The sequence below is a fragment of the Serratia sp. CY31944 genome (assembly GCF_052169175.1).
Taxonomy (GTDB): domain Bacteria; phylum Pseudomonadota; class Gammaproteobacteria; order Enterobacterales; family Enterobacteriaceae; genus Serratia; species Serratia sarumanii.
Map to the genome: position 1 here is coordinate 59,788 of NZ_JBJNLG010000019.1, position 18,615 is coordinate 78,402.

18 protein-coding genes are annotated in these 18,615 nt (G+C 60.7%); 10 read left to right on the forward strand and 8 right to left on the reverse strand.

All coding sequences use genetic code 11. The annotated features are described in order from the left end of the window. The first annotated feature begins 4 nt into the window (after positions 1-4). From ACJ8IN_RS18810 to ACJ8IN_RS18820, 3 genes are read left to right on the forward strand one after another with little or no spacing between them, the layout of a single operon-like run. Complete coding sequence (locus ACJ8IN_RS18810; protein WP_033637793.1) at positions 5-427, forward strand: hypothetical protein; 423 nt, start codon at positions 5-7, stop codon at positions 425-427. Next, entirely contained in the window at positions 424-1,812 is a 1,389-nt protein-coding gene (locus tag ACJ8IN_RS18815; RefSeq protein ID WP_060421608.1) for an FKBP-type peptidyl-prolyl cis-trans isomerase N-terminal domain-containing protein, read from the forward strand. The genes ACJ8IN_RS18810 and ACJ8IN_RS18815 overlap by 4 nt, the downstream gene beginning before the upstream one ends. Next, a complete protein-coding gene (locus tag ACJ8IN_RS18820) occupies positions 1,809-2,474 on the forward strand; it encodes a response regulator transcription factor (RefSeq protein WP_060421611.1) in 666 nt (221 codons plus the stop codon). Before ACJ8IN_RS18815 ends, ACJ8IN_RS18820 begins: the two co-directional genes overlap by 4 nt. A gap of 54 nt (positions 2,475-2,528) precedes the next feature. Here ACJ8IN_RS18820 and ACJ8IN_RS18825 read toward each other — a convergent pair whose 3' ends face one another. The 4 genes from ACJ8IN_RS18825 to deoC form a co-directional block, all read right to left on the reverse strand. Then, on the reverse strand, positions 2,529-3,896 hold the full coding sequence (locus ACJ8IN_RS18825) for an L-serine ammonia-lyase (RefSeq protein WP_033646691.1): 1,368 nt from the start codon (positions 3,894-3,896) through the stop codon (positions 2,529-2,531). A gap of 92 nt (positions 3,897-3,988) precedes the next feature. Continuing rightward, positions 3,989-5,287 (reverse strand): HAAAP family serine/threonine permease, encoded by a 1,299-nt coding sequence (locus tag ACJ8IN_RS18830; protein WP_004938697.1) that lies wholly within the window; start codon positions 5,285-5,287, stop codon positions 3,989-3,991. A gap of 978 nt (positions 5,288-6,265) precedes the next feature. Further along, positions 6,266-7,030, reverse strand: a complete 765-nt coding sequence (gene deoR, locus ACJ8IN_RS18835; protein ID WP_033637797.1) for a DNA-binding transcriptional repressor DeoR — start codon at positions 7,028-7,030, stop codon at positions 6,266-6,268. 152 nt (positions 7,031-7,182) lie between these two features. Next, a complete protein-coding gene (gene deoC / locus ACJ8IN_RS18840) occupies positions 7,183-7,863 on the reverse strand; it encodes a deoxyribose-phosphate aldolase (protein ID WP_033637798.1) in 681 nt (226 codons plus the stop codon). A 212-nt stretch (positions 7,864-8,075) separates the two neighbouring features. Between deoC and ACJ8IN_RS18845 the strand changes: the two genes are divergently transcribed. Then, on the forward strand, positions 8,076-8,912 hold the full coding sequence (locus ACJ8IN_RS18845; protein ID WP_060421614.1) for a hypothetical protein: 837 nt from the start codon (positions 8,076-8,078) through the stop codon (positions 8,910-8,912). Positions 8,913-8,949: 37 nt separating this feature from the next. On the opposite strand, the gene ybjG is transcribed toward ACJ8IN_RS18845, so the two are convergent. Continuing rightward, complete coding sequence (gene ybjG / locus ACJ8IN_RS18850; RefSeq protein WP_033654636.1) at positions 8,950-9,555, reverse strand: undecaprenyl-diphosphate phosphatase; 606 nt, start codon at positions 9,553-9,555, stop codon at positions 8,950-8,952. 5 nt (positions 9,556-9,560) lie between these two features. Next, positions 9,561-10,295, reverse strand: a complete 735-nt coding sequence (locus ACJ8IN_RS18855) for a phosphatase PAP2 family protein (protein ID WP_060421616.1) — start codon at positions 10,293-10,295, stop codon at positions 9,561-9,563. A 146-nt stretch (positions 10,296-10,441) separates the two neighbouring features. Between ACJ8IN_RS18855 and ACJ8IN_RS18860 the strand changes: the two genes are divergently transcribed. Beyond that, a complete protein-coding gene (locus ACJ8IN_RS18860) occupies positions 10,442-11,287 on the forward strand; it encodes a 5'-methylthioadenosine/S-adenosylhomocysteine nucleosidase (protein ID WP_060421620.1) in 846 nt (281 codons plus the stop codon). A 142-nt stretch (positions 11,288-11,429) separates the two neighbouring features. Then, complete coding sequence (gene eco, locus ACJ8IN_RS18865; protein ID WP_308325570.1) at positions 11,430-11,942, forward strand: serine protease inhibitor ecotin; 513 nt, start codon at positions 11,430-11,432, stop codon at positions 11,940-11,942. Positions 11,943-11,997: 55 nt separating this feature from the next. Here eco and ACJ8IN_RS18870 read toward each other — a convergent pair whose 3' ends face one another. Then, entirely contained in the window at positions 11,998-12,903 is a 906-nt protein-coding gene (locus ACJ8IN_RS18870) for a LysR family transcriptional regulator (protein ID WP_060419801.1), read from the reverse strand. Positions 12,904-12,961: 58 nt separating this feature from the next. On the opposite strand from ACJ8IN_RS18870, the gene ACJ8IN_RS18875 reads away from it, so the two are divergent. The 4 genes from ACJ8IN_RS18875 to ACJ8IN_RS18890 all read left to right on the forward strand — a co-directional run bounded on the left by ACJ8IN_RS18875 (position 12,962) and on the right by ACJ8IN_RS18890 (position 16,389). Then, the gene (locus ACJ8IN_RS18875) at positions 12,962-14,131 is read left to right on the forward strand and encodes a four-carbon acid sugar kinase family protein (RefSeq protein ID WP_154640404.1); all 1,170 of its coding nucleotides are present in this window, start codon (positions 12,962-12,964) and stop codon (positions 14,129-14,131) included. After that, positions 14,128-15,129 carry a 4-hydroxythreonine-4-phosphate dehydrogenase PdxA gene (gene pdxA, locus ACJ8IN_RS18880; protein WP_060421624.1) on the forward strand — a complete coding sequence of 334 codons (1,002 nt, stop codon included), beginning with the start codon at positions 14,128-14,130 and terminating at the stop codon, positions 15,127-15,129. The genes ACJ8IN_RS18875 and pdxA overlap by 4 nt, the downstream gene beginning before the upstream one ends. A 32-nt stretch (positions 15,130-15,161) precedes the next feature. Then, positions 15,162-15,854, forward strand: coding sequence for a hypothetical protein (locus ACJ8IN_RS18885; RefSeq protein WP_060421625.1), 693 nt, complete (start codon positions 15,162-15,164; stop codon positions 15,852-15,854). Between the two features lie 184 nt (positions 15,855-16,038). After that, positions 16,039-16,389 carry a hypothetical protein gene (locus ACJ8IN_RS18890; RefSeq protein ID WP_146224395.1) on the forward strand — a complete coding sequence of 117 codons (351 nt, stop codon included), beginning with the start codon at positions 16,039-16,041 and terminating at the stop codon, positions 16,387-16,389. 508 nt (positions 16,390-16,897) lie between these two features. Here ACJ8IN_RS18890 and ACJ8IN_RS18895 read toward each other — a convergent pair. Beyond that, entirely contained in the window at positions 16,898-18,586 is a 1,689-nt protein-coding gene (locus tag ACJ8IN_RS18895; RefSeq protein ID WP_004938680.1) for an aspartate:alanine antiporter, read from the reverse strand. Positions 18,587-18,615 lie beyond the last annotated feature (29 nt).

Below are 18,615 nucleotides of genomic sequence, written 5' to 3' on the forward strand. Positions count from 1 at the left end.
CGCAATGATGATAAAGCCCCTCAATCGCACCCTGCGCATGGGTCTGCTGTGCCTGTTGGCGTTGAGCGCCGCCGCCTGTCAAAACCAAAAATCGGGCAAACCCGCCGTGAACACCCAAAATCAGGCTGTGCAAGCGCCGTCAGAAGAGGCTTTGCGCAAGCAGCGTGAGGCCGAGCAGCTGCAGCAGTGCCAGCAGCAACTGGGCGCATTGCGCACCATCAACGAGAAACAATATCAGCGCTATAAACAGGCCTTCGACAGCCTGATGAGCGGCGCTTCGCAGTACGCCAATCTGCGCGCCCGGGTAAACGGCGACACGCAGGAGACGGTGGATGCGCTGTATCGCTACAAGGTCAACTATCTGTGCGCCGGGGTGAATCAGGCGGTGTTGACCGGGCTGGCGGATCGCGGAGAGCAGATTAAATGAGGATGCGTCTGCTCGGCTGTGTCGCTCTGCTGTTCACCGGCGTTGCGCAGGCGGACGACGGCGTGCCGGCGCTGCTGCAGTTTGCCGAGCAGTATCAACGGCAGAGCACCGGGCCGAAGAGCGAAAACGCGGCGCCCGCCGACCGCGCGTCGGGGCAAAAAAAGCGTGAGCCGGCGAAGCGCCCGTCGGACACCCAACAGCCGGCTTCACCGGCCAAAGCTTTTACGCTGAGCCAGGCATTATTGGCGCGTGACCAACAGCTGGCGCGCCAGCGAATGGAACTGACGATGTTGCGCCAGGAACTTGCCGCGCTGCGGGCGGAGAAAGCGGCGCCACCCGTCGCGACGTTGCCTGATTCGTCAACGCTGCAGCAGTGGATTGCCGGGCTGGGCGCCGCCTGGCGCGGTTCGCCCGATGCCCAGCGCGCCGAGGCGCTGCTGCGTCAGGCGACGCAGGAAACCGCCAAAACCAAAGCGGCGGCGATGCAGGCCGAACGGCGCGCCAGCGAGCTGGAGTCCGCCGCACAGGCATCGGCACAGACGCTTGCACAACGCCAACGCGAGCACCAGGAGGCGCTGCACGCTCTGCGCGCCGCGTTGGAAGCGAGCGAGCAGAAGCGAGCTGCTGAGCAGAAGGCGACTCAGCAGGCGCGCGAGGCGCTGTTGGCGCTGCATCAGCGGCTGCAATGGGAGATGACGCCGGAGCAGTTGAAGGATGAACGCAAGCGTTTGTCCTACGCGGCGGGCAGTGCGCTGGGGCGCGACATTCAGGGGGTAGTGGCGGAGCGTCAAAGCTGGGGCGTACCGGTGGATCGCGACAGCCTGTTGGCGGGCGTCATCGATAGCGTGTCGGGGCGTTTGCAGCTGCCGCCGGATGAACTGAATGCGCTGACGGCGCAGGCGGATGCCGCCGCCGTGGCCGCGCGTGAGAAACGCGTTAACGAACAGCGGCGGCGTGACGAAGATTACCTGGCGCAGTTCCGTCAACAAAAGGGCGTTAAGCCGTCGGCGATGGGCTTCTGGTATCGGGTGGATTACGCCGGGGAGGGGGCGTTGGCACCAACGGCGGTGGTCGATGTGGTGGTGAAGGAGAAACTGACCGACGGCACGGTGATCCAGGATATGGAACTGAGCGGCAAGGTGCTGTCGCAACCGCTGTCCGAATATCCGCCGCTGTTCCGGGAGGCGATAAGCCATCTGCATAACCACGGTTCGCTGACGATGGTCGTGCCGCCGGCGCTGGCCTACGGCGAAACCGGCTATCCGCCGAAGGTGCCGCCCAACGCCACCATGGTTTATGAATTACGCATCGACAACAGTCAGGCACCGACAAAGGGTGCCAAGGCGGTTAAACGGGAAGCCGACACGGCGGGAGGGCAGGGATGAATACCATGATAAAAATCGCGCTATTTGATGAAAACCGTTACTTCAGCGCCGGTTGGCAGGAGGCTCTGGCGCTGCATTTCAGCACTTACGGCAAGCGCACGCTGTTACTGGATGCGCAGCAGGTTCACGAAGCCGATCTGGTGTTCTGCTATTTTCCGCCCGGCGTGCAAAGCTGTTTTTGTCACTTCTTTGAGGCGCAGGCTGCGGGGCGCCAAACGCTGTATTTCTCGTTGCGAACGCCGGAGGGGCGGCATAAACGCACCGCCGGCACCCGCTGCGCGCTGGAGGCCGGCGTCATCTACCACGATACGCCGCTGGTATCGGCGCTGTATCAGGTGAACGCCGAGTTGGAGCGGCGCAGCAAATGGCCGGGCAGGCCGAGTTGTGGCATGAACTGCGTATGCCAGCACCGAGGCCTGACGCTGCGCGAACAGGAGATCATGCGCTGCATGACGCGGGAGATGGGAGTGACGCAAATCGCACGGATGCTGGACATCAGCGTGAAAACCGTCAGCAATCACAAGATGAGCGTTATGCGCAAGATGGGATTCCGGCGTAATGCCGAACTTTACGGCTGGCTGCGGCACAGCGCCCGTCCCGGCGCAGTGGGGGCGCGAGCCGGCATTCAGCCTGGCATTGCGGCAGGGAAGGTGCAGCACTGAGACAGCGCCGGCCCAATCGGAGCGGCCGGCGCCTTAAGTGCCTCGCCGTGGCGGTCAGTTGCAGGCTACGACCTTGATCGCCAGCCCGCCCTGTGAGGTTTCGCGGTATTTGGCGTTCATGTCTTTGCCAGTTTCGTACATGGTTTCGATCACCTTATCCAGACAAACTCGCGGTTCGCTGGTGCGGCGCATCGCCATGCGCGCGGCGTTGACCGCCTTGACGGCGGAAATGGCGTTACGCTCGATGCAGGGCACCTGAACCTGGCCGGCGAGCGGATCGCAGGTCAGCCCCAAATGGTGCTCCATGGCGATCTCCGCCGCGATGCACACCTGCGCCGGGCTGCCGCCCAGCAGCTCGGTCAACCCGGCCGCCGCCATCGAACAGGCCACGCCCACTTCCCCCTGGCAGCCCACTTCGGCGCCGGAGATCGAGGCGTTCATCTTGTACAGCGCGCCAATCACGCCGGACGCCAGGAAGTAACGGGTGTAGGAGTTGGCGTTCACCGGGCGGATGAACTTGTCGTAGTAAGCCAGCACCGCAGGAATGATGCCGCAGGCGCCGTTGGTCGGCGCGGTGACCACGCGGCCACCGGCGGCGTTCTCTTCGTTGACCGCCAGCGCGAACATGTTGATCCAATCGACCACGTTCATCGGGTCGATATTGTTCTTGTCTCCGGTCACCAGAATGCGGCGCAGCGCGGCGGCGCGGCGCGGCACCTTCATCGGGCCGGGCAGCAAGCCTTCGGTGTTGATGCCGCGTTCGATACCGGCGCTCATCACCTGCCAGACGTCGGCGAAGTGCGCGTCGATATCGGCCTTGCTGCGCAGCGCCAGCTCGTTCTGCATCACCAGGCCGGACAGCGACAGCCCGGTGTCTTTGCAATGCTGCTGCAGATCGTGCGCCGATTTGAACGGGTAGGGCACCGGCGTGGCGCCCTCGGCGGACTGGCCGAAGTGCTCTTCGTCGACGATGAAACCGCCGCCGATCGAGTAATAGGTTTTGCTGTGCAGCAGGCGCTCACCGGCGAAGGCGCGGATGCGCATGCCGTTTTCGTGCAGCGGCAGGTTATCGCTGTGGAAATTCATGCCGCCGTGCTGCGGGAAATCCACCTCGTGATGGCCGTTGGCCAGCGGCAGGCGGCCGCGCTGTTCGACGTCGCGGATAAAGCCGGGAATGCTGTCGATGTCCACGTCGTGCGGCAGGTTGCCGGCCAGGCCCATGATGATGGCGATATCGGTGTGGTGGCCTTTACCGGTCAACGACAGCGAACCGTACACGTCGACCACCACGCGGGTGGTGTCCTGCAACTGCTGGTGGGCGATCAGATCGTCGACGAACTGTTTGCCGGCTTTCATCGGGCCAACGGTGTGGGAACTGGATGGGCCGATGCCAATTTTGAAAATATCGAAAACGCTGACCATGGTCTCGCCTCCTTCTTCAGGTTTCAGGCGGTGAATACGGGAAATGGGGGAGTGCGGGAGGGCCGGCGCGCAGCGGCGCCGGCCGGACGTGATTAGCCGAGCAGGCTGAACACGATAGCAGAGATGGCGATCAGACCCATCACAACCACGAACACGTTGCTGATGTGGCCGCTGTACTTGCGCATGGCAGGCACTTTACGGATGGCATACATCGGCATCAGGAACAGCAGCATGGCGATGATTGGGCCGCCCAGGGTTTCGATCATGCCCAGGATGCTTGGGTTCAGGGTGGCGACGATCCAGGTGGTCACCAGCATGAAGATAGCGGTCATGCGGTTCAGCTTGGCGGTGCTGACGGTTTTGCCGCGGCTCTTCATCGACTTGGCAACCAGGCCGTTGAAGCCTTCACGCGCGCCCAGGTAGTGGCCCAGGAACGATTTGGTGATGGCGACGAAGGCGATAACCGGCGCGATGTACTCGATCATCGGGTTATTAAAGTGGTTAGCCAGGTAAGACAGAATCGAGATGTTCTGCGCCTTGGCTTCCGCCAGGTTTTCCGGCGTCAGGCTCAGCACGCAGCTGAACACGAAGAACATCACGGTCAGCACCATCATGATGTGTGCGTAGGCCAGAATGCGGGAGCATTTCTTCTCGGCGTCTGCGCCGTACTCTTCGCGTTTGGCGACGGCGAAGGCGGAGATGATCGGCGAGTGGTTGAAGGAGAACACCATTACCGGGATCGCCAGCCACAGGGTCATGATCAGGCCGTGGCCCATGCCGGTACCGCTGCCGGACAGCGACACGTTTTCGAAGATGGCGCCGGTCCAGTTAGGGATCAGATACACCGCCAGCAGCATCAGCACCGCGACGAACGGGAAGACCAGGATGCTCATGGTTTTCACGATGGCCTGCTCACCGAAGCGCACGATGGTCATCAGGCCGACGATCAGGATCAGCGACAGGATGGCGCGCGGTGGCGACGTCATACCCAACTGGTGGGTGATGAAGCTGTCGACGGTGTTGGTGATCGCCACGCTGTAAACCAGCAGAATCGGGTAGATGGCGAAGAAGTACAGCAGGGTGATCAGTTTACCGGCGGTGATGCCGAAGTGCTCTTCTACCACGGCGGTGATGTCTTCACCGGGATTCTTGCCGGACAGAACGAAACGGCACAGGCCGCGGTGGGCAAAGAAGGTCATCGGAAAAGCGATGATGGCCATGATGATCAGAGGAATCAAACCGCCGATGCCGGCGTTGATTGGCAAGAACAGGACGCCTGCGCCGATGGCGGTGCCGTACAGGCCCAACATCCACATGGTATCCGTTTTACGCCAGGTACTGCTGGAGCCCGAGGCCGCAGAGGCAATTGTGCCGGTCTGTGTAGTGTCCATAAATATCTCCGAAGTGAACACGAATTTAAAATTAAAAGGCAAAACTTAAGGTTAAACCGTCAAACGTCCTATTCAGGCAACGCTTGCGGTAAGAATCAGGTGTTGCTTGCGGGGATGTTTTGGCGTCCCCCTGGTTGTTTATTGTGTTCATTACCAAGGCACAGCGCCGGGTAATTCACTAAAGACTTTTCACCGTCACGGGCGATAAAAGTCGTTACCGCTGCCGACAGGTCTTTGCCTGTCGATTTTTGTTGGCGGCAAGATAACGATTTACAGTAGAAACAACCGTGATCCTGCTCTCAAATGCGCAATATGTGCAGTTATCTGCTTTTTTATCGATTTTTCGCGCATTTGTTGCACATTTGTGTAAGATTTTGTGCTGAGAACGCTCTCATAATAATTTCTGCGATTATGCGGTTTGTACAATAATTAGCCGGATAAAGCGCTGTGCTCAGCAGCAAGCCGAGCAATATATTTTATGCGTGGTTTTGGATCTAGCGAAAAACCCGGATTAAGCAGTTTTAGTGATGTGGATCACATTGTATTTTTAAGTAAAATTTCATTCATCGATTTGTTTTTAAATGGTTTTTAATGAAAATCGCCGTTAATAACGAAGGGAAATTACTTACGTGGTTAGCGGATAGAAATGCGTAACCATTCATCATATAAATAACAGATGCCTAACAGGTATTGGCGATATTTGCTGCAACCGCTTAAACCGCCGTTTATTTAAACATCGCGGCCTTTGGCGCGATTTATCATATAAAAGCCATAAATAGTCGTTAATTCACCCAGCCGGCAGCGGGTTTAGCCTGCGAGAAAATAATCACCCGGGTGACCTGTTGCATTTTATTAACCTGATGTTGCGTGCGGATAAGCGAAAAACGCGAATCGATTGCGCATTATTTGTTCATTTTCGGGCGGGAAAGAAGGGGATTGCAGCGGTGCGCCGTCGGTTTCGACGGCGCAGAAGGCGAATTAATAGCGGGTAGCGATGGCGTTGTCGTTGAAGAACGCCATGAAGTCGGCGTCCGGTTGGCGGTCGCTGATCACCCGATCGAACTGCGTCAGCGGGCCGATGCAGGCCGGTTTGGTTTTGCCGAACTTGCTGTGATCCGCCACCAGGATCTTTTGCTGCGCCATCGCCATGGCGCGATGCTTCATCTCCAGCTCGTCGAAGTTGAAGCAGGTGGCGCCATGCTGCAGGCTGAGGCCGGCGGCGGAGATAAAGGCGATGTTCGGGCAGATGTGATCGAGCTCGTTGCGGCCGCCGACGCTGGAAAAGATGTAGTTGTTCGGCTTGAACTCACCGCCGCACAGGACCACTTTGCAGTTCGGTTTGTCCTGCAGCGCCAGGAAGGTGTTCAGCGAATGACACACGGCGGTGAAGATCAGCTCGTCGGCGATGGCGTCGATGATCGCCGGGGTGGTGGTGCCGCAGTCGAAAAACACCGTGTCGTTTTCATTGATCAACGGCGCCGCCAGCAGGCCGATGCGCCGTTTCTCCGTCACCTGCTTGGCTTTTTGATCGGAAACGAAGTAGTTGGTGACGCCGTTGCTGCGCGGATCGGTCACCACGTAGCCGCCGAGCAGCACCACCGCCGCCGGTTCGGCGCTCAGATCGCGGCGAATGGTCATCTCCGAGACCCCCAGCAGCACGGCGGCTTCTTTCAGGTGGATCTTGTCAGCGCGTTTTAACGCCTGAACTAACCGGTTGATACGTTCTTCGCGCCGCGTTTCCATAGATCCGTCTTCCCACAGGTAGTAGAGGTAAAGGGCGTGCCGGCGTTTCCGGCGTTAAACACAACGATGCGGGGCAATATCGGGCCGCATTGACCGCCCGTATTGTCCCGCATCGTTGTGTATTGGCTATGCCCGTCAGGGCATGCCGACGATCAGTAGCTGCCCGCCGCCGGCTGGGCGCCGGATACGATGGCGACGCCGGAGCTGGTGCCGATACGCGTGGCGCCGGCGTTGATCATCTTCTCGGCGGTGGCGCGATCGCGCACGGCGCCGGAAGCTTTCACGCCCATTTCGCTGCCCACGGTCTCGCGCATCAGTTTGACGTGCTCTTCCCGAGCGCCGCCGGTGCTGAAGCCGGTAGAGGTTTTCACGAAGGCGACATCGAGTTCGCGACACATTTCACAAACCTGGACGATCTGCGCATCGCTGAGCAGGCAGGTTTCCAATATTACCTTCAACGGGATCGCCGCGCAAACCTCGCGCACGGCGGCGATGTCGGCTTTCACTTCGTCCAGCAGGCCGCTTTTCAGCCAGCCGACGTTGATCACCATATCGATCTCTTGCGCGCCGGCGGCGATCGCCGCTTTGGCTTCAAAGGCTTTGGCGACGGTCAGGCCGGCGCCCAGCGGGAAGCCGATCACCGAGCAGACTTTCACGGTGCTTTCCTGCAGCAGCTGGGCCGCCAGCGGCACGTAGCCGGAGTTGACGCATACCGCATAGAAGTTGTGCTGCTGCGCTTCTTCGCACAGTTTGGCGATCTGCAGTTCGGTGGCGTCCATCGCCAGCAGGGTGTGGTCAACGTAGCTGGCGTAATCGATGTTTTCGGTGGTCATCGCGATTCCTTAGTGAAGTTAAGACAGTAAGCCGGATGGATAATGTGAAAATAATAACATTCAGATGCCGATAAACCTAGCGATGTTTAAAAAATGTCGACGAGATCGTCGCGAACAGGCCGTTATACGTATAACTTAAAGGCGGATTTTTGTTATTTAAATAACATTTAACGGCTCGCGGCCTGCGCGGGCGCAACGTCGAGGGAAAAAAGATGAAGATCAACATCGAACTGGATCCTGAAGCTTTCGGGGCGCATCGGCAGGAACTGTTCCGCAATGCGGATTTCGCGGTGAGCGCGCATCGCTGCGCAGAACGCGGGCCGATGCTGACGCTGGCGAACTGCCGCGGCGCGCTGACGGTCTTGCCGTATGAGGGTCTGGCGATTTGGGACGCCGAGTTTGACGGTTATTCATTGAAATCGGGCCGCCGCAGCGCCCGCGGTCTCGGGAGAAAGCGCGCTGACGACGCGGCGTTCTGCCCCGCCTGGCCGAGCCACGACGGCGCGCCGCTGCAGATGCAGCGCGTGTGGCTGCAGCTGACGGGCGATGAGCTGACGTTGCATGGCGAAGGCGAGCGGTTGGGCGGGCGTTGGCGCATCGGCCCGGCGCTGCGTTTGGCAGCCCAGAGCGCGCAGTTCGCCATAGAGATGAAGGTCACTAACCTGGCCGAGCGGCCGCAGCCGCTGCGCTATGTGTGTCGCCTCAACTATGATTGCATTCCCGACGCGGTATTCCGCCAGAATCTGCCGACGCCGGCTTTGTTAGGGGATGCGATCGGGCAAGAACTGCTGTGCTCCGACGATCTGACGCGCTATGTGGATCAGGCCGAGTTCTTTATGCTGACGCCGCAAGGCCGGCGTTATGTCACGCGTTTCGCCACCGGGCAGTTCAATTATGGCCTGCGGCGCATCGCTGTTCAGGGCAACCGGCGGCTGCTGGCCTTTGTTCAGCCGGCGAACTGCCGCCCGAATGCGCCAGAGGGTGAGGCGGGGGTGATGCTGGGAGCGGGAAAAACGCGGGCCTTCTGCGTGACCACCGGCGTGGTGTGAAATAACGGGGCGGTAACGCCCCGGTCATGTTGTACGGTTACTCTTTCACCCAGCCGCGGCGAATGGCGAAGGCGAACAGGAAACGATACAGGCGCGACAGCTTGTCGGCGAGGGGATCGCCGAACAGATTCCACACCAGCTGGGCGAACAGGCAGCCGACCAGGCCGAGCAGGAAACCGCCGACCATATCCAGCGGCCAGTGCACGCCGAGGTAAACGCGTGACCAGGCGATGCCGACGGCGACAATCATCAGCAGCGCACCGGACCAGACTCGGTGCCAGAACAGGAACGCCAGCGCAAAGGTAAAGATGGCGGTGCCGTGATCGCTCGGGAACGAGCTGTCCGGCGCGTGCGCCAGGAAGGTATACCCCACGCCGGCGACGAATGGACGCTCATGCGGCAGCAGCGCGCCGATAGTGGAGGCGGCAAGCATGGCGAACAGCAGCGCGATCGTGGTTTTCGCCACCACTTCGCGCTGTGAAACCAGCTGGCTTTGCGGCCCCCACAGCCACAGGCCGACGATCAGCAGCGGCACGATAATGATCAGATCGCGCGCCAAAAAGGTGGCGAAATCAATCATCCACTCGGGAGACGCCGGGGTCGCATTGATCCAGGCGAAAAGAACATGGTTTAACTGCTCCATAACCGTTACCTCATCTTGCGGCACCAATAGCCGCTAACCATCCAATAAATAACCAACTGGCTTAACCAAACCCACCAACCCGCCCACAGGTTATGGGTAAGAAAATGTGCGCCGCGCATGATCTGACCAAAGCCCATCAGCATGCCGAGCGCAATGCCGCCGCACCAGCACCACCAGGCCAGGCGCGGGCGCTGCGGATAAAACAGGAAAAACAACGCCATGACCGCGAAACCGCTCGAGGCGTGCCCGCCGGGGAAACAGCGGCCGGGGCCCGGAAGCGCCGGCACCGCACCGAACAACGGGAAGGACATCGCCTTGCCGCCGTACTCGATCAGATCCCACGGACAGGAGTGCGCGCTGGTGGCCTTGAGAATGCCCACCACCAGCGGGCCGATGCCGAGAAGCAACATGCTGACGATCAGGCGCGCGCTGCGGCGATAGATGCCCCAAAACAGCGCCAGTATCGCCCCGACGATCACTATTTGCTTCAGCAGGCGGTGGTTGATCAGATCCAGCCAATAATTGTTTTGCCACGGGAAATGCCCGCTGGCGGGATCGTACCAAAGGTTGCTGATCGCCCAGTCCAGCTGTTCGCTGCGGGAGAGCCACAGGAACAGCAGGCCGCTGATCAGCAGGCCAAAAACCTGCCAACGGTAAAAGGATGCCGGCAGGGAGTAAAGGGCGGTTGTCTTAATTTGCGGTGCCGTTGAGGATTGATTTAATGACGATTCTGGATTCACGCGCAGGCTCGGTGGCAGGATTGAATAGCGCCACTGTAATCATTCCGTCTTAAGAAAACCTTAGTCCGCCGGTAAGAAAACCCTATCCGAGGCCACCGCCTTCGGCTAAGGTAATCGTTTGCTTTTTTCGGGATGAGAATGTGGTGATGCAGAATAAAGCGCGTGTCTTACTGTTGGCGGCCACCGGTGCGGCCTTTTCTCCGCTGAGCTTTGGCCAGCCTGCGGCCGCCGGGCCGATCGTGGTGCAGGGCGCCATGCCGGTGGAGGCGGAACATTTCGCCCAGCGGTTGGAAGACCCGCGCGAGGAGCAGATCGGCGGCTGGCGCTTTTGGCACGGCACCGTAGACGGCTACCCGGTGGTGGTGTCGGAGACGCTGAAGGGCATGTCTAACGCCGCGGCGGCCACGGCGATCGCCGCCACGCAGTTCCGCCCGGTGGCGATCATCAACCAGGGCACCGCCGGCGGCCATGATCCGGCACTGAAAGTATATGACATCGTGTTGGGCAAATATTCGGTCAATCTCGGGGCGTTCAAAACGCCGGCCAAGGCGTTGGGGGCAGGCAGCGACTCGCGGCAGTGGCAGCCGATGGATCTGTTGGCTTCCAAAGGCAGCGCCGGCGAGGACAAAAAGGCGCACAGCCTGCGCCAGTTTCCCGCCGACCCCAACCTGCTGGCGATTGCGCAAAGCGTTAAGGGCGATTACCGACAGGGCAAGGTCGTGGAAGGGGTGATCGGCTCGGCCGACGTGTGGAACAGCGAGCTGGACCGCATTCGCTATTTCCACGACCGCTATCAAACTTCGGTCGAAGAGATGGAGACTGCCTCCGCCGCGCAGATCGCCGCCGAATTCAAGGTGCCGTTCGTCGGCATTCGCGTGTTGTCCAACAACATCACCAATCAGGGCAAATACGATCCGCAAACCGGGCTGGCATGCCAGGATTATGTTTATCAGGTGGTGAAGGCCTATATCGCCAACCTGAAGAAACACTGAGCCATTGCTTCGGTTAATCGGCGATATCAGGCGATTGTCACTATTTATCGCCTATTGTAAAGAAGATTAAACCTATGGCGGGCTTGGCGGTAGTGTATTAGTTTATAGGCGGATTATTTGACAAAACGTGTAGGGATAAAACATGAACAAGGCATCCGTTGTATTTTCCGGCCTGCTGATGGCCGTTTCCGCCGGCGCTATGGCGGCTACCTCTGGCGATGACGCGGATATCAGCAAACAGCCGCTGGAAAAGGTCGCGCCTTACCCGAAAGCCGAAAAGGGCATGAACCGCCAGGTGATCTACCTGCCGAAGCAAGAGCACGAAGAGAACTACAAGGTGGAGCTGCTGATCGGCAAGACGCTGGAGGTGGACTGCAACCGCCACATGATCGGCGGCACGCTGGAAACCAAAACCCTGTCCGGCTGGGGCTACGATTATCTGGTGCTGGAGAAGCTCTCTGAACCGGTCTCGACCATGATGGGCTGCCCGGACAACACCAAGACCAAGCAATTCATCGCCGCCAACCTGGGTGACGCCGCGATGCAGCGCTACAACAGCCGCCTGCCGATCGTGGTGTATGCGCCGAAAGACGCGGAAGTGAAATACCGCATCTGGAAAGCCGAAGATACCGTAAGCCAGGCCGAGCAGAAGTAATCGCCGCCTGACGCCGCTCCGCTTGCCCTGCGCGGCAGGCGGAGACTTTTCCCCGTTACGCTTTCTTTCCGCCCGCCAATACCGCCCGTTCGGTTTCTTCCCCCATGGCGATCAGCCAATCCAACACCGTTGAGAATATCGCATCCTCCTGGCCGTCGGCCAGGGTCATCAGCACGTAATCCGTCCCGTCAGGCGCAAAGCCATATGGTGCCACCAGCGCGCCGTTGACGATGTCATCCGCCACCAGCGCCAAAGGGCCGATGCCGATACCGGCGCCGGCGACCGCCGCCTGCAGGCTGAGATAGAAATGTTCGAAACGCAGCTCGTTGCCCGGCCGGATCTCGAAGCCGCTGTGGGCGCACCAGTCGCGCCAGGCGTACGGTCGCGTCTCGGTGTGGAGCAGGGTGCCGCGCAGTTCACGCCCCGCCGCGGCATGCTCCCGGCGGCATACCGGGCCGACCCGTTCTTTGAGGAACGGGCGGGCGACCACGTCGTCGGCGATCGGGAAATCGTTGCGGCGAATCGCCAGATCGATGCCTTCGCGCGAGAAGGCGACGGCGCCGCCGGCGGAGACCAGCTGCAGATCGCGCTCTTTCCCCACCGCCTGCTGCAAACCGGCCAGGCGTGGGATCAGCCAGCGGATCAGAAAGGTCGGCTCGCAGGAGATCACCAACGGGCGATTCTGATGATGCCGACAGGCGCGGTCGATCGCCGACTGCAGGTTGTCCAGCCCCCGGCCGATCTCGCTCGCCAGCTCTTGCGCCTGCGGCGTCGGATGCACCATGCGGCTGGTGCGTTGAAACAGCGCGAATCCCAGGGTCTGCTCGAATTCGCGCACCGCACGGCTGACGGCGCCGTCGGTGACGTTGAGTGATTTGGCAGCTTTCGACACGCTGCCGTACCGCACCGTAGCTTCGAAAGCCCGTAATACCGCCAGGTTAGGCAACCTTCGTTGACGCACTGCGCCCCCTTTTGATTGAGTTTTTGTCAATCATCGATACTACGCAAATCGTTTTTTATTGCCAGCCAAATCCGCCAAAGTGTGCATCACTTTCCACTTACGGGTAACTGCGATGATTGCCATTCTCGCCGATGATCTTACCAGCGCGCTCGACGGCGCGGCCCCGTTCGCCGCACGCGGACTGAGCGCCTGCGTCATGCTGCGCCTGCCCGATACCGCGTTGCAGGGCGCGGAGATCGTCGCCTTCGATTTAGATTCCCGCTTCGTTTCGCCGGAGCAGGCGGAGCGGCGTTTTCGCCATGCCGCCGCCAGTGTGAAACCGGCGCGCCTCATATACAAAACGATCGATTCCACCCTGCGCGGCAATCTGGGGCCGGAAACGCGCGGGGCGCTGACGGGCAGCGGGCGCCGTCTCGCCATCGTTGCGCCGGCCTTCCCGGATGCCGGCCGCACCACGGTGGGCGGCCGGCAATACGTCGACGGCGTCGCGCTGGAGCAGACCGCTTTTGCGCGCGATCCGAAGAACCCGATCGTCACCGGCTACGTCATGGAGCGCATGGCGGGGATGGAGCCGACGCGTTTTCAGGTATTCGACGCCGCAGACAACGGCGAGTTGGATGAGGTCGTGAGGCGGATCGGCATTGCCGAACCGGTGGTGTGGGTGGGATCGCCGGGCCTGGCGGCGGCGCTGTCGCGTGCGTTGTCCCCTGAGGAGAACGCGCCGCTCGCTCAACCGCCGCTGCGAGCCAGCAAGGTGCTGGTGGCGATTGGCAGCCTGCATCCGGCGAATGCCGCCCAGCTGGCAAGCCTGCGGCAGGCGGGCGCGGTGCTGGTTACGCTGCCTGAAGCGGCCGATCCCGAGGCGGTAGCGCAAGAGGTGCGAGCGGCGTTTGCGCGTGCCGATGTGGTTTGCCTGATGTCGCCCCGGGCGCGAGCGGGTGCGGCGGACCATGCCGCTGTGCTGGGCGCGGTCGTCAGCCGTTGCACGCCAGCCTTCGACGGGCTGGTGGCGACCGGCGGCGATACCGCGCGGCGCATCGTCGACGCGATGGCGGCCGGCTCATTGACGCTGTTCGGCGAGGTGGAACCCGGCGTGCCTTTCGGGTTGTTAAATCTGCCGGGCCGCAGGCTGCCGTTCGCCACCAAGGCGGGCGGTTTTGGCCGGGCCGGTACGTTGTTGAACTGCGTAACCCGGTTGCGCGCTGACCGAGAAGGAGAAGAACGATGACCCTTTCCACCTTGCCGCTGGCGATAACCATGGGCGATCCCGCCGGCATCGGGCCGGAGATCATCGCCAAACTGGCGGCCACAGAGCGGTTGAGCACGCCTTATGTGGTGATTGGCGATGCCGGTGCCCTGGCGCGCGCGGCGGCCAGTCTGGGGCTGACGTTGCACATCCGCGAGCTGCCCGCCTCGCTGGCGGGATGGGACGAAGCCTGGCGGTGGGGGGAGACCGCCGTCTATTCCGCCGGCGTTGCGCTGCCGGCGGACTTGCCCCTCGGCAGGCTCGATAAGCGCGCGGGCGCGGCGTCTTATGCCTGGGTGGTTGCCGCCATCGATCTGGCGCTGACGGGGCGCATCGCCGGCATCGTCACTGCGCCGCTGAACAAGGAAGCGATGCGCCTGGCGGGGATCGATTATCCGGGGCACACCGAGATCCTGGCGGCGCGCTCGGGCACCCAGGACTTCGCCATGATGCTGGCCAACGACGAGCTGCGGGTGATCCTGGTTTCCATTCACGTTTCGCTGCGGGACGCCATCGACGCGGCGACCGTGGAAAATGAGCTGCGCGCGTTTCATCTGGCGCAAGCGGCCTGCCGGGCGTTGGGCATAGCGAAACCGCGCATTGCGGTGGCTGGCCTGAATCCGCACGCCGGGGAGAACGGCCTGTTCGGCCGCGAAGATCTTGACGTCATCGTGCCCGCCATCGCCCTGGCGCGGGAACAGGGGTTGGACGTCAGCGGCCCCTGGCCCGGCGATACCGTTTTCATGCGTGCCCGGCGCGGGGAGTTCGACATTGTGGTCGCCCAATATCACGACCAGGGCCTGATCCCGGTGAAATATCTCGGGGTGGATCACGGCGTTAACGTCACCGTCGGCCTACCGTTTATCCGCACCTCGGTCGACCACGGTACGGCGTTCGATATTGCGGGCAGCGGACGGGCGGAACACGCCAGCCTGCTGTACGCCTTCCGGCAGGCGGAAAAAATGCTGCGCGCCCAATAACTCATATCACCTGAAGACAATAAGGAAACACCATGCACACACCCGAGTTTATTTTCATGCTGACGCGCAACGACAGCACGGTGCCCGATGCGCAAGCGCGGCTGCCAGAAGTGCTGGCTGCCGGCGTGAAGCATATCGGCTTTAAGGATATCGGCCTGCCGCTGGATCAACTCAAACAGTTGGCGCAGGCGATCCACGCCGGCGGCGCCACCGCGTACCTGGAAGTGGTCAGCCTGGATGAGGAAAGCGAGATGAATTCGGCGCGCGCGGCGCTGGAATTGGGCGTTGATGTATTGATGGGGGGAACGCGCCCGGAAAGCGTGCTGCCGATCATTCGTCAGTCTGGCCTGCGCTACTATCCGTTCGCCGGCCGCATCAGCGGCCACCCCAGCGTGCTGGAAGGTGACATTGACGATATTGTCGCTAGCGCCCGCCAGCGCGCTGCTTTACCGGGCGTGACAGGGCTGGATCTGCTGGCCTACCGCTTTGCCGGCGACGTGCCGACGTTGATTCGGCGGGTGTGCGATGCGGTCGACAAACCGGTTTATATCGCCGGGTCTATCGACCGGGAAGAGCGCATCGCCGCCGTGGTGACAGGCAATGCGGTTGGTTTCACCGTCGGTACCGCGGCGCTGGACGGCGTGTTTCCCGCCGATAAGCCGGGGCTGACGGCGCAAATCAACGCGGTGAAATGCCTGATTGGCAATGTGATCCGCAAACTGTAACGCGTCTCCATTCGGTTCTTTCCAGGGCGATGAGGCAGTTATCTCATTCGTTGAATCATTAATTTGCATGGCTTCTCTTTTTTAATGCTCTTGCGAGCAGGCACGCCCTTGGGCGCTCGCCGACATTTACCCGGCAACACAGCGTAATTGCCGCCAGGCTCAATATATATAGAGGGAGTGAAAAATGATTAAAGGGTTAGGGAGTGCCGTTGTGGCGGTGAGCCTGTTGTTAACCGGCTGCGATACCTTCAGCCTGCTGCGCGATCAAAAGATCGCCGACGCTTTTCACGTCGGCGCCGACAAGCGTTCGATAAGCCGGGATTTCGGCGCGCCGATCGCCACCCTGCCGACGCTGAACGGCCAGGGCGTGTGCCACGACTATCACCACCGCTTGCCGAACGGCACCGTGACGCCGTTCTACGTTGGCTTCAGAAACAGCGACGGCAAAGTGGTGGCCTTTGGCCCCACCACCTGCGGGGAAGCGCAGGCCAACGGCAATCTGAACAGTGATGAACCTATCAAGCAGCGGTTCTAAACAGGCGTTGCTGCGCCAGCCTGGGGTTTAAAGAACGTCACTTTAGGGAAACCGAACGCTTCGTGAGTGTTGTGCAGGCGTTAATCATTAACTGGCTCAAATTCTTTCTTGTGACGTTAATTAAATTTGTCTTGTCGGCCGACAAACGGCCGAGGCGGCTGAGTCAGGCGTGGTGGACCTTTTTTTGCGGCGTTATTCGCCTTTTTGGGGGTGACGAGAGGGAAAATTATTCGCTGTTGCGGCTGCGGCCTCGGTCACCGATTTTCTGGCGAGTTTGGCTATGAACTGGCTTCGCACAAAGCGATAACGGGCAACAGACGGCTTTTTCAAGGCAACAAAAAACCCGATAATCTTGAACCTAAAAGGCGGGATTATCGGGCTCCACAAAATGGGGACATCAAAGAAAAGCAGTGGCACTAATTCAGACTGCGGCCCCCAACGAAAGTTCTGGCCGGGGACAAAAAAATCAAAATATTTTTATCGCCGATCCATCTCTCCCGCTAATCGATCAGCCGAGTATCCCCGGCCATAGCACCACGATAAGTGAACCCGCCAGCGTTAACAGCACGTTAGCGATGGCGTAGGTGCCGGCATAGCCCAGCGCCGGGATATTGCTGCGTGCGGTATCGCTGATGATCTCCATTGCCGGCGCGCAGGTACGGGCGCCCATAATCGCACCAAACAGCAGGGCGCGGTTCATGCGCAGCACGTAGGCGCCGAACAGGAAGCAGATAATCACCGGCACCAGGCTGACGATCAGCCCGGCGATCAGCATCTGGCCGCCGACCGCGCCCAGGCTGTGGCCGATGCCGGCGCCGGCACTCAGGCCCACGCCTGCCATAAACACCATCAGGCCGAACTCTTTCACCATGTTCAGCGCGCCCTGTGGAATGTAGCCAAAGGTCGGGTGGTTGGCGCGCAGGAAGCCGAGCATGATGCCGGACATCAGCAGGCCGGCGGCGTTGCCGATGCCGAACGAGAAGTTGCTGAACTGAATGGTGATCTGGCCGATCAGCAGGCCGATGATGAAGAAGGCGCAGAACGCCAGCAGGTCGGTCACCTGGCTGTGGATCGAGATAAAGCCAATCTTCTCCGCCACGCTCTTCACCCGGCGCGCGTCGCCGCTCACCTGCAGCACGTCGCCTTTGTTAAGCACGATGCTGTCGTCGATCGGCATTTCGATCTGGCTGCGGATCACGCGGTTGAGGAAGCAGCCGTGGTCGGTCAGCTTCAGCTGGCTCAGGCGCTTGTTCACCGCGTTGCTGTTCTTCACCACGATCTCTTCGGTGACGATGCGCATGTCGAGCAGATCGCGATCGAACACTTCCTTGCCGTTGCGGAAGCTCGGATCCAGCCGCGCGTGGGCGTCCGGGTAGCCGACCAGCGAGATCTCGTCGCCCACCTGCAGCACCGCGTCACCGTCCGGGTTGGCCAGAATGCCGTTGCGGCGGATGCGTTCGATGTAACAGCCGGTCTGGCGGTAGATGCCCAGTTCGCGCAGGTTCTTGCCGTCGGCCCAGGCCACCAGTTCGGGGCCGACGCGGTAGGCGCGGATCACCGGCAGGTAGACCTTGCGCTGGCTGTCGGTGTCCAGGCCGCGTTCGCGGGCGATCTGCTGGGCAGAGGTGGACAGGTCCTGGTGCTGCAGCTTCGGCAGGTAGCGCGCGCCGAAGATCAGGCTGACCAGACCGATCAGGTAGGTGAGGGCGTAGCCAAGGCTCAGATGATCCTGCGCCGCCAGCAGCGCCGGGCCGTTGACGATGGTGTTGCGCAGCGTGTCGCCGGCGCCCACCAGCACCGGCGTCGAGGTCATCGAGCCGGCCAGCATGCCGGCGGTCAGGCCGATGTCCCAGTGGAACAGTTTGCCGAGACCGATGGCGATCACCATCGCCGAGCCGACCATCACCAGCGCCAGCATCAGGTAGTTTTTGCCGTCGCGGAAGAAAATCGAGAAAAAGTTGGGCCCGGCTTCCACGCCCACGCAGAAAATAAACAGCATAAAGCCGAGATTCAGCGCCTCGGTGTTAATGGCGAAGTGTTGCTGGCCGAGCAGCAGCGAAACCACCAAAACGCCAATGGAATTACCGAGTTGGACGGAGCCCAGACGGAGTTTACCGAGGCACAGCCCCAGTGCGAGTACCACGAACAGTAACAGAATGTAGTTACCGTTTAACAAACTAGCGACGTTTATGTTCACGGAGGATAACTTATTGTTTACCAGTAAGT

Bases quoted from the DNA above. Each gene is read 5' to 3' on its own strand.
- deoC (WP_033637798.1), bottom strand. From the start codon at position 7,863: ATGACCACCGAAAACATCGATTACGCCAGCTACGTTGACCACACCCTG.
- ACJ8IN_RS18845 (WP_060421614.1), top strand. From the start codon at position 8,076: ATGAAGATCAACATCGAACTGGATCCTGAAGCTTTCGGGGCGCATCGG.
- ACJ8IN_RS18890 (WP_146224395.1), top strand. From the start codon at position 16,039: ATGATTAAAGGGTTAGGGAGTGCCGTTGTGGCGGTGAGCCTGTTGTTA.
- ACJ8IN_RS18820 (WP_060421611.1), top strand. From the start codon at position 1,809: ATGAATACCATGATAAAAATCGCGCTATTTGATGAAAACCGTTACTTC.
- ACJ8IN_RS18860 (WP_060421620.1), top strand. From the start codon at position 10,442: ATGCAGAATAAAGCGCGTGTCTTACTGTTGGCGGCCACCGGTGCGGCC.
- ACJ8IN_RS18810 (WP_033637793.1), top strand. From the start codon at position 5: ATGATGATAAAGCCCCTCAATCGCACCCTGCGCATGGGTCTGCTGTGC.
- ACJ8IN_RS18825 (WP_033646691.1), bottom strand. From the start codon at position 3,896: ATGGTCAGCGTTTTCGATATTTTCAAAATTGGCATCGGCCCATCCAGT.
- ACJ8IN_RS18815 (WP_060421608.1), top strand. From the start codon at position 424: ATGAGGATGCGTCTGCTCGGCTGTGTCGCTCTGCTGTTCACCGGCGTT.
- ACJ8IN_RS18830 (WP_004938697.1), bottom strand. From the start codon at position 5,287: ATGGACACTACACAGACCGGCACAATTGCCTCTGCGGCCTCGGGCTCC.
- ACJ8IN_RS18885 (WP_060421625.1), top strand. From the start codon at position 15,162: ATGCACACACCCGAGTTTATTTTCATGCTGACGCGCAACGACAGCACG.
- eco (WP_308325570.1), top strand. From the start codon at position 11,430: ATGAACAAGGCATCCGTTGTATTTTCCGGCCTGCTGATGGCCGTTTCC.
- ybjG (WP_033654636.1), bottom strand. From the start codon at position 9,555: ATGGAGCAGTTAAACCATGTTCTTTTCGCCTGGATCAATGCGACCCCG.
- pdxA (WP_060421624.1), top strand. From the start codon at position 14,128: ATGACCCTTTCCACCTTGCCGCTGGCGATAACCATGGGCGATCCCGCC.
- deoR (WP_033637797.1), bottom strand. From the start codon at position 7,030: ATGGAAACGCGGCGCGAAGAACGTATCAACCGGTTAGTTCAGGCGTTA.